This is a genomic window from uncultured Ruthenibacterium sp., assembly GCF_963558415.1.
Lineage (GTDB): Bacteria > Bacillota > Clostridia > Oscillospirales > Ruminococcaceae > Ruthenibacterium.
Genome location: NZ_CAUWGY010000097.1, coordinates 1 through 8,227, shown reverse-complemented (window position 1 = coordinate 8,227; position 8,227 = coordinate 1). Strand labels below are relative to the sequence as shown.

Annotated in this window: 12 protein-coding genes and 1 pseudogene; 1 reads left to right on the top strand and 12 read right to left on the bottom strand. The window is 44.3% G+C overall.

Annotated elements, in window-relative coordinates:
• From AB5H98_RS11925 to AB5H98_RS11880, 10 genes are all read right to left on the bottom strand, one after another.
• The coding region (locus AB5H98_RS11925; protein ID WP_367926117.1) for a pyruvate carboxylase subunit B at positions 1-690 on the bottom strand (690 nt) is incomplete at its 3' end.
• 21 nt (positions 691-711) lie between these two features.
• Positions 712-1,098: a biotin/lipoyl-containing protein gene (locus AB5H98_RS11920; protein ID WP_367926116.1), complete on the bottom strand. Its 387-nt coding sequence runs from the start codon at positions 1,096-1,098 to the stop codon at positions 712-714.
• Positions 1,099-1,137: 39 nt separating this feature from the next.
• On the bottom strand, positions 1,138-2,466 hold the full coding sequence (locus tag AB5H98_RS11915) for a carboxyl transferase domain-containing protein (RefSeq protein ID WP_367926115.1): 1,329 nt from the start codon (positions 2,464-2,466) through the stop codon (positions 1,138-1,140).
• A 91-nt stretch (positions 2,467-2,557) separates the two neighbouring features.
• The gene (locus AB5H98_RS11910) at positions 2,558-2,905 is read right to left on the bottom strand and encodes a hypothetical protein (protein WP_367926114.1); all 348 of its coding nucleotides are present in this window, start codon (positions 2,903-2,905) and stop codon (positions 2,558-2,560) included.
• Positions 2,902-3,756 carry a pseudouridine synthase gene (locus AB5H98_RS11905; RefSeq protein ID WP_367926113.1) on the bottom strand — a complete coding sequence of 285 codons (855 nt, stop codon included), beginning with the start codon at positions 3,754-3,756 and terminating at the stop codon, positions 2,902-2,904. The genes AB5H98_RS11910 and AB5H98_RS11905 overlap by 4 nt, the downstream gene beginning before the upstream one ends.
• 77 nt (positions 3,757-3,833) lie before the next feature.
• Positions 3,834-4,232 carry a GerW family sporulation protein gene (gene ytfJ, locus AB5H98_RS11900; RefSeq protein ID WP_367926112.1) on the bottom strand — a complete coding sequence of 133 codons (399 nt, stop codon included), beginning with the start codon at positions 4,230-4,232 and terminating at the stop codon, positions 3,834-3,836.
• Positions 4,233-4,247: 15 nt separating this feature from the next.
• Positions 4,248-4,889, bottom strand: coding sequence for a DUF2953 domain-containing protein (locus AB5H98_RS11895; protein ID WP_367926111.1), 642 nt, complete (start codon positions 4,887-4,889; stop codon positions 4,248-4,250).
• Complete coding sequence (scpB, locus tag AB5H98_RS11890; RefSeq protein ID WP_367926110.1) at positions 4,889-5,467, bottom strand: SMC-Scp complex subunit ScpB; 579 nt, start codon at positions 5,465-5,467, stop codon at positions 4,889-4,891. Before scpB ends, AB5H98_RS11895 begins: the two co-directional genes overlap by 1 nt.
• A complete protein-coding gene (locus AB5H98_RS11885; protein WP_367926109.1) occupies positions 5,449-6,174 on the bottom strand; it encodes a ScpA family protein in 726 nt (241 codons plus the stop codon). The genes scpB and AB5H98_RS11885 overlap by 19 nt, the downstream gene beginning before the upstream one ends.
• A 15-nt stretch (positions 6,175-6,189) precedes the next feature.
• Entirely contained in the window at positions 6,190-6,849 is a 660-nt protein-coding gene (locus tag AB5H98_RS11880) for a site-2 protease family protein (RefSeq protein ID WP_367926108.1), read from the bottom strand.
• 204 nt (positions 6,850-7,053) lie between these two features.
• Here AB5H98_RS11880 and rpmB point away from each other — a divergent pair, with 204 nt between their 5' ends.
• Positions 7,054-7,242 carry a 50S ribosomal protein L28 gene (gene rpmB, locus AB5H98_RS11875; RefSeq protein ID WP_349214860.1) on the top strand — a complete coding sequence of 63 codons (189 nt, stop codon included), beginning with the start codon at positions 7,054-7,056 and terminating at the stop codon, positions 7,240-7,242.
• A 102-nt stretch (positions 7,243-7,344) separates the two neighbouring features.
• On the opposite strand, the gene plsY is transcribed toward rpmB, so the two are convergent.
• Both plsY and AB5H98_RS11865 read right to left on the bottom strand, forming a co-directional pair.
• On the bottom strand, positions 7,345-8,016 hold the full coding sequence (gene plsY / locus AB5H98_RS11870; protein WP_367926107.1) for a glycerol-3-phosphate 1-O-acyltransferase PlsY: 672 nt from the start codon (positions 8,014-8,016) through the stop codon (positions 7,345-7,347).
• A 34-nt stretch (positions 8,017-8,050) separates the two neighbouring features.
• A pseudogene (locus tag AB5H98_RS11865) lies at positions 8,051-8,227 on the bottom strand (ribosome biogenesis GTPase Der); the annotation flags it as partial.

The window sequence follows — 8,227 nt, the reverse complement described above, 5'->3', positions numbered from 1 at the left end:
AACCGTATCAATAATATCCGCGCCCGCCTCAATGCCCTTCAAAATGGACATGGAAGCCAAACCAGAAGTGTAATGAGAGTGAATATCAACAGGGATTTTCACCGTTTTCTTCAGTGCAGAAACCAAATCACTGCATGCATACGGAGTCAGCAAGCCTGCCATATCTTTGATACAGATGCTATCCGCACCCATATTCTCCAAAGTCTTTGCATACTCTGCAAAATACTCATTGTTATGCACAGGGCTCAAAGTATAGCTAATGCAAGCCTGCACATGCGCTTTTTCTTTCTTAGAGGCTTTAATCGCAGTCTCCAGATTGCGCGGATCATTCAACGCATCAAAAATACGAAGAATATCAATACCATTTGCCACAGATTTCTGGACAAAATACTCTACAGCATCATCCGCATAGGGACGATATCCCAACATATTTTGACCACGGAACAACATCTGCAAATTTGTTTTCGGGCATTCCCGCCGAATCGTCCGAAGACGCTCCCACGGATCCTCATCCAAAAAGCGAATGCAGGAGTCAAACGTAGCACCGCCCCAGCACTCCAATGAATAATAACCAATCTCATCCATTGTGGAAAGAATGGGCAGCATTTCATCCAGCGTCATTCGAGTCGCAATCAAGCTTTGATGTGCGTCACGCAATACGCATTCTGTAATTTTGATTTTTTTAGCCAAAATGTTTCACCTCGTTCTCAATTAGTTGAGAGACACAAGCACGTCGCCAACATTGACAACATCGCCCTTGCTGCAATTGATAGAAGCCACTGTACCGTCCTGGGGAGCAACAATCTCATTTTCCATTTTCATTGCTTCCAAAATGCACAGTACATCACCTGCTTTTACGGATGCGCCGTTGGAAACCTTTACATCCAAAATATTGCCAGGCATCGGCGCGGTGACTGTAACAGCACCAGCAGCGGGAGCAGGAGCAGCCTTGGGAGCTGCAGGAGCGGCGGGAGCAGCAGGAGCAGCCTTAGGAGCAGCAGGAGCAGGAGCGGGAGCGGCAACAGGAGCGCCGCCAGCGGTTTCCTCGACAGTAACACTATAAGCAGTGCCATTCACAGTTACGTTAAAAGTTTTCATGTTGGAGTTCCTCCCATTTATGATGTCTATATTCATTAATTACAGAGACATATTGCCATGCTTTTTCGGCATACGCTGCGTACGTTTTGTGGACAGCATATCCAAAGCGCCTACCAATGTAGCACGTACAGAAGCTGCATCAACTGCAAAGTCAGCCAGACCAGCCTCAACCGCACTGGAAGCGCTGCAAACTTCTGCAGCATATTTAGCAGCCAATTTCTGTGTATCGCCAGCAATATTGTTACCTTTTTCCAGCTCGTCCTTATACAAAACCGTCACAGCAGCTTTCGGATCAAGAGCAGAAATTGTGCAACCCTCAACCGCAATGGTCAAATCTGCATTTGCCAAAGCTGTATAGGCGGTACCTACCGCACTGCCAGTCACAACAGCCACTTTCGCAGTTGTCGCATCTGCATAAGTACCTGTCAAACGAGCCGCCTCACGCAGACCGCCAGCCTCTTCTTCAGAAGAACTTGCTACGAACCCATCGGTGTTCACAACCGTAACAACAGGGATACTAAAAGCATCGCACAAACGAACAAAGCGTGCAGTCTTAGAAACGCACTCACGGCACAAAGCCTTCTCTGTAGCAACAATGCCTACCACACTTCCGCCAACAGTGGCCAGAGCAGTAATTACATTTTTACCAAATCCGGCATACAGTTCCACAGCGCTGTCTGCATCTACCAAAGCCTTTACTGCATCTGCTGCAGCATATTTGGCCAAATTCAGAGCACCTGTCGGAGCCGCAGACTCGAACACAGCCGCACCTGCCAAATTATTCGCCGGAAGCAGTGCAACCAACTCAGCAGCCTTTACAGCGGCCTCTTCAGCATTATCAACCACAATGGTCGCAACGCCCGCTTTTGCCGCATATTCCGCAGAGCCAGCATTTTCCACTTTATCCCCAGCCGCTGCACTGGTAAATGGAGCTGTCAAAAACAGTTCGCCCTCTTTGCTCATAACACAAATGTCTGCACCAGCCGCTGCCAATGCACTTCCTGCACCGCAGACACCTGTTACCACCGCAATTTGCGGAACAACGCCAGACAACCGTGCCACTGCTGCCGCTACATTGGCGCTGCCTGCAAGGGCTGCCAAACCTTCTTCCAGTTTTGATCCAATCGAATTGTAAAAAGTCACCACAGGATTACCGGTCTTTCCGGCCATATCCAAAACCTTGACCACTTTCTCCGTATCCTTGGCGCACATTGCCGCACCATTCTGACACACCGCATACACGGGCGTCCCGTTTGCGCTACCGAAAGCAGCCGTTACTGCGCTGTTTGCGTCAGCATACAACGTCTGATAGGCGCCTTCATCAAAAAATTTAGCAAGGACTTCCTTGCCGGATGTTGCTTTTGCCATGAACAGCCCTCCTGCATAAAATTCCAAATTACAACCATTATACTATTTTGATAAAACAATAACAAGACCTTATTTCACGGAAAACTGCAAATTATTTGCAAAGTGAAAAAATTTTATTAATTGGAACCGGATCCGGTTCGTTCTTACAAAAAATATTTCTCCATTTTTTTAATTTTTCGTCTTCCCCATTGATCTCGAAAGCGGTACAGCCCGCATTTTCTCCCGCAGCTAAACAGGCACGTATTGCCCCGTCGATACATGCTGTATTTTCCACACCGCAGTCCAACACAGAAACAATCGTCTTATCCAACCTGTACAAAATATATCCTAAGTACGTTGGTCCTTCCATAACAACGTATCCATCCAGATCTCCTTCAAATCTGCCATTATTCAGCAAATCGATGACATCTTGTTCTAAAATGGGACGCATAGCAATCATTTTTTGCTTTGCCTCCTTTTAGCCGCAACCGCCCCCTTCGGTGCACGGACACCATGCGGACGCATTGCCTTTTTTGCAGCATTCGCCTGTGTATTGCGAGCAATTTGAGCCGTTGTCTTGCCCTTTTGTGCCGCAGCCCGTAACGCATTTACCTCGCTCTGGGTCAATTCGCGGTACTGACCAGGTTGCAACATTCCAAGGCGAACCGCGCCCAAAGCCGCTCGTTTTAAGCGAATTACATCCAATCCTACCGCTTCACACATGCGGCGAATTTGCCGGTTTTTCCCTTCGCGAATTGTCATTTCCATTACAGTCCGTTCTGGTTCATCTGTTACAACATGAATGACCGCCGGCAATGTTTTCGTGCCATCATCCAATAAGACACCATCCGTCAACGCAATGATCTGTTCCTCCGTCGCATGAGGACGAACCGTCACCCGATATAATTTTGAAACTCCATGGCTTGGATGGGTAAGCAGATTTGCAAATTCTCCATCGTTTGTAAACAGCAAAAGCCCTTCACTATCTTTATCGAGTCGCCCGATTGGATACACACGTGCCGGAATGTCCTCCAGCAACTCCATTACCGTTTTTCGTCCGCGTTCATCGCTGGTTGTGGTGATGTACCCTCTGGGCTTATTCAACATGTAATAATATTTTTCTGTTCTGCGTGGGACATATACACGTTGTCCCTCTACAGTGAGCACATCTCGAGCAGGGTCCATCTTATCGCCCAGTGCAACCGGATGTCCGTTCAACTTCACCTTACCGCGTTCAATTAAGTGTTCCGCAGCTCGGCGCGAACATATCCCCTGTTGTGCCATTACTTTTTGAATTCGTTCAAGTGCCATAATTCCAATCCTTTTCCTTTGTTTTAGAAACACTAGCAGTTTTGTCCAAAAAAGGGGCGCACCGCGCCCCCTAAACACTACTTTTGCTCTTTGTCTGCATCCTTTTTATTTTCTTTTTTAGAAAACATATCCGATACCTTGTCCACCATCTCCGGCATCATTCCAATGGCCCGATCCAAACTATTCGAAGTATCCGATAGTTGAAGAAGGCGCACATTTCCTTCATGGACAACCAAAAACGCGATAGGAGAAATGGACACACCTGCGCCACTCCCGCCACCAAAAAGGTCTTTTGAGGTTTTTGTTGGAAAATCCGAACCACCGGAAGCAAAGCCAAAAGTAACTTTAGATACCGGTAAAATCATAGTCCCATCAGCCATATTAATGGGATTTCCAATAATGGTGTTCGAATCCACCATACTTTTAATCTTTTCCAGGGTGACATCCATCAGCCCTTGAATCGGATGTTCGCTCATACATAAGCCTCCAAATTAAACTACCTTTTCACTCTTTAGACGGGCTAAAGCATAAAGAGCCACTATCACTATTATAAACGGAATCGCCTGTATTTTACAATAGAAATAACGTCGATATTCACAATTGTCATTAAAATCAGGAAGAATATCCACTTGCTTAAAATGCAAATTCAAAAAATTTTGAAGAACGCCTAATGTACTGCCTAAATATGCTTGAAACCTTCCATAACGAATTGCTGTCTGCGCCGCATCCTCTCCATGAATCGGATACACAATTCGAATATCCCGAATTTGAACAAATTTAAGCAAGACACGTATAAATCGCCCCGCCGTAGACACAAATTGAGCCAATTCAGACAGACTCATTTTCCTGAAAGAGCTTTTCGTTTGTGCCCCCTCTTCAGCCTTCTGAGGTTCTGCATCCTCGGGAGCGGGTTTCTCATCTTCATGCGCCTTATCTAGATTATCTGAAGATTCAGAAGATTCTCGGGACTTTGATGGATACAACAAAAAAGAAAAAAACAATATCTTTAGTTTAACACTTATTTTGTCGTACTTTATTTCTACCAAAAGGCTGACCGGACATAGCAAAAGCAATAGTAACAGGGCCAACAAACCCAAAAAACTATAACCCAGGATATGCAAAACCTGTCCCATCACTCTTTCGCCTCTTGCTCAATCACCGTTTCTTGTACTCCGGCAGCAATGGCCTCCAACGGATAATCATCTTCATGCAGAGGCGGCAAATCCGTCAAACTTTTCAAACCAAAGGTACGAAGAAAAGTATCCGTTGTTCGGAAAGAAATTGGACGCCCCGGAAGATCCAAACGGCCCGCTTCTTCGACCAACCCTTTTTGAGCCAATGTTTGAATAGTAGATGACGAATCAACTCCACGCACCTGCTCTACAAAAGAACGCGATACAGGCTGATTGTAGGCAATAATTGCTAACACTTCAAGCGCCGCAGGCGACAAAGGTGTATTGCGACGATTATCAAGTAAAAGCTTTATTTCCCTTGCGTATTCTGTTTTAGTTGCAAGTTGCCAACGATTCTCTATGCTTAACAGGCAAATTCCTCTTTCTTGGGATGCATACTCATCTGCAAGGCATACCAAAACTCGCTCCACATCTTCTACTGGCAGTTCAAGCACCTCAGCCAAACGTCCAGAATCAACAGGATCTCCACAAGCAAATAACATAGCCTCCACGGTTGCCTTCAATTGTCTGAGTTCCATTTTTTATCCTCCCGCTTGCGTTTAACCGTCAGAGTTTCATCGGTTCCGATTTCAATCCGTCCTGCCCGTACTAGTTCAAGCACCGCCAAAAAGGTCGCCACCGTTTGACTTCTACTTCCATCCTTTTTAAATAGCTGTCGAAGTTTTTTTACACGACCCGTTACTAAGCCACGCAAAACCGTTATGATTCGTGAACCTACCGATACAAAAGGAGCCGCAGTCAAAGGCTCAAATCTCTCCTGCTGTGGAGTTCGCTTCTGCAAGCTACGTCCTTGTAGAGAATTATAGGCATTTTCCAACAAATATACATCGTGATGCAATCTGTATTCCGTGTCAAACTGTATTTCCATCGGAGAACGTACTACATAATAAACGTTCTCTTGCATAGTTTTCAGTTTTGCGGCAACTTTTTTGCACAAAGAATATTCTACAAGCAAACCAGTAAGTTCTTCTTTTATCCGTTCGGCCTCTTCGCTTTTCGGTAGCAAAAAATAAGATTTCATCTGCACCAGTCGAGCAGCCATTTCTATAAATTCGCTTGCACTCTCCATTTGCTCAGGGGACAGCTCATGAACCACAGAAACGTATTGATCAATCAAGGATACAATCTCTATATCATAAAGATTCATCTTATTTTTGGAGACAAGGTAAAGCAACAGATCCAAAGGACCTTCAAATTGCTCCAACTTAAATGTAAGTACCTTCATTTTTTCTCCCTAATCTCAAGTAAAAATCCAATCAATAAAACCCGTAAGCATATCCAACCCCTGCAAAAGCCAGTTGTACATCACATTTAAGGGGCCATCCAAAACCCCAAGCCAAAGCACCGCAAACAAACAAAACAAAATTACACGCTCATAGCGCATAATTCCAAAATAAATGCGCTCCGGAAGCAATACGTTAAAAATCCGTGAACCGTCCAAGGGTGGAACCGGCAACAAATTAAAAACCGCCAAAGTAATGTTTACACTAATCATCGAACTCAAAACGTTCAATATAAAAAGCCAAACAAATTCACCGTAATAGAGAGGGATTACAAGATACCAGACCAGTTTATAAAAAATCAGGCAAATCACCGCAAGAAGAACATTCGCCAAAGGGCCAGCGGCAGCAGACAACGCCATATCACGACGAGGATGTCTAAAATTATTTCTGGCCGCAACCGGAACCGGCTTTGCCCATCCAAATCCCACCAAAATCATGCACAGCGCACCAAGAAGATCGAAATGACGAACAGGGTTTAAAGACATACGCCCATACATTTTCGCCGTGGGATCCCCTAACTTGTCCGAAGCCCAAGCATGTGCAGCCTCATGAAAAGGGATTGCGGTTAACAGTGCAATTGCACGTGCCACATAAAGAGCCAATTTTGCATAATCCATAATGGTTCCCTCGTTTGATTTGTGTAGACACTCTATAATACCATTTTTAAGCACAAATAACAACCGCCGTTCCAAAATCATTTTTCAATTGCAAATTTAACTTACAAATCATTCGTATTAAAATTTATTTTTGAAAAAAACTTGCTTTTTTTCAAAATGTCTGGTATTATATTCTAGCTACTTGAAAAGAGGAGGTGCAGTACAATGGCAAAATGTGATTGCTGCGGTAAAGGTGTGGCGTTTGGTATTAAAGTTTCTCACTCTCATCGCCGCTCTAACCGTACTTGGAAACCCAACGTAAAAAGAGTGAAAGCGGTAGTCGACGGTTCTCCCCGTTATATCTACGCCTGCACCCGTTGCCTGCGTTCCGGTAAGGTTACCCGCGCTCTGTAATGAAAACGAAAAGCGCCGCCCGACCTATGGTCGGGCGATTTTTATTTTTAACAACAAACGGCGTCCAGTTCTTCAATCAACTGGACGCCGTTTGTCATTTTCCTACTTCTTTTTTTGAAAGAACTTATACTCTGTTCCATTGCGAATACGAACAATGTTGGAGCGATGCAACCATATGACAAGTCCACCCATAATCGCCGCTCCTAGCGTTGCTGTTAAAATAGCCGAAACAGAACTTTCTTCAAACAAATAATAATATAAAAATGTAACGATCGGATAAGCTGCTGCGCAACAAATGCTGGACAAGGAAACCATTTTCCCTATGGCCAACACTCCAAAAAATATCACGAGCAACGGCAATACCATAATTGGAGAAATGGCTACAATCGTCCCCGTAGCAACCGATACAGCTTTTCCGCCTTTAAAACCAAAATACAATGGATATACATGGCCAATGACCGCAAAAAATGCCGCCAAATAAATTCCAAAGATTGCGCCTAAAAAATAAGAATTCTCGCAAGCAAGCTCCGATTGAAAGAACCATTTTGCCAAAACAACAGCCAAAATACCCTTTCCAATGTCACCTACAATGGTCAATGCCGCAGCCTTTTTTCCAAATGTCCGCAAAACATTGGTCATACCTGCATTTCCAGAACCAAATTTACGAATATCTTGATGATATAATCCTTTTGATACGATTACAGAAAAGCTCAATGACCCTAACAAATAAGGAACCAATACACAAAACAGAAGATACAGCAGAAAGCCTTTCAATCCGACTCCTCCTTTTATGTCACTTGGCGATTGTTTATACTTTTTCTCCCCGCTCACGAACTAAAATTCGAATAGGAGTTCCTTCCAACCCAAATGTTTCTCGAATTTGATTTTCAATATAGCGCTGATAGGAGAAATGGAATAATTGCTTAGAATTACAGAAGCACACAAACGTGGGCGGACGGGTGGAAATTTGCGTCATATAATAAAT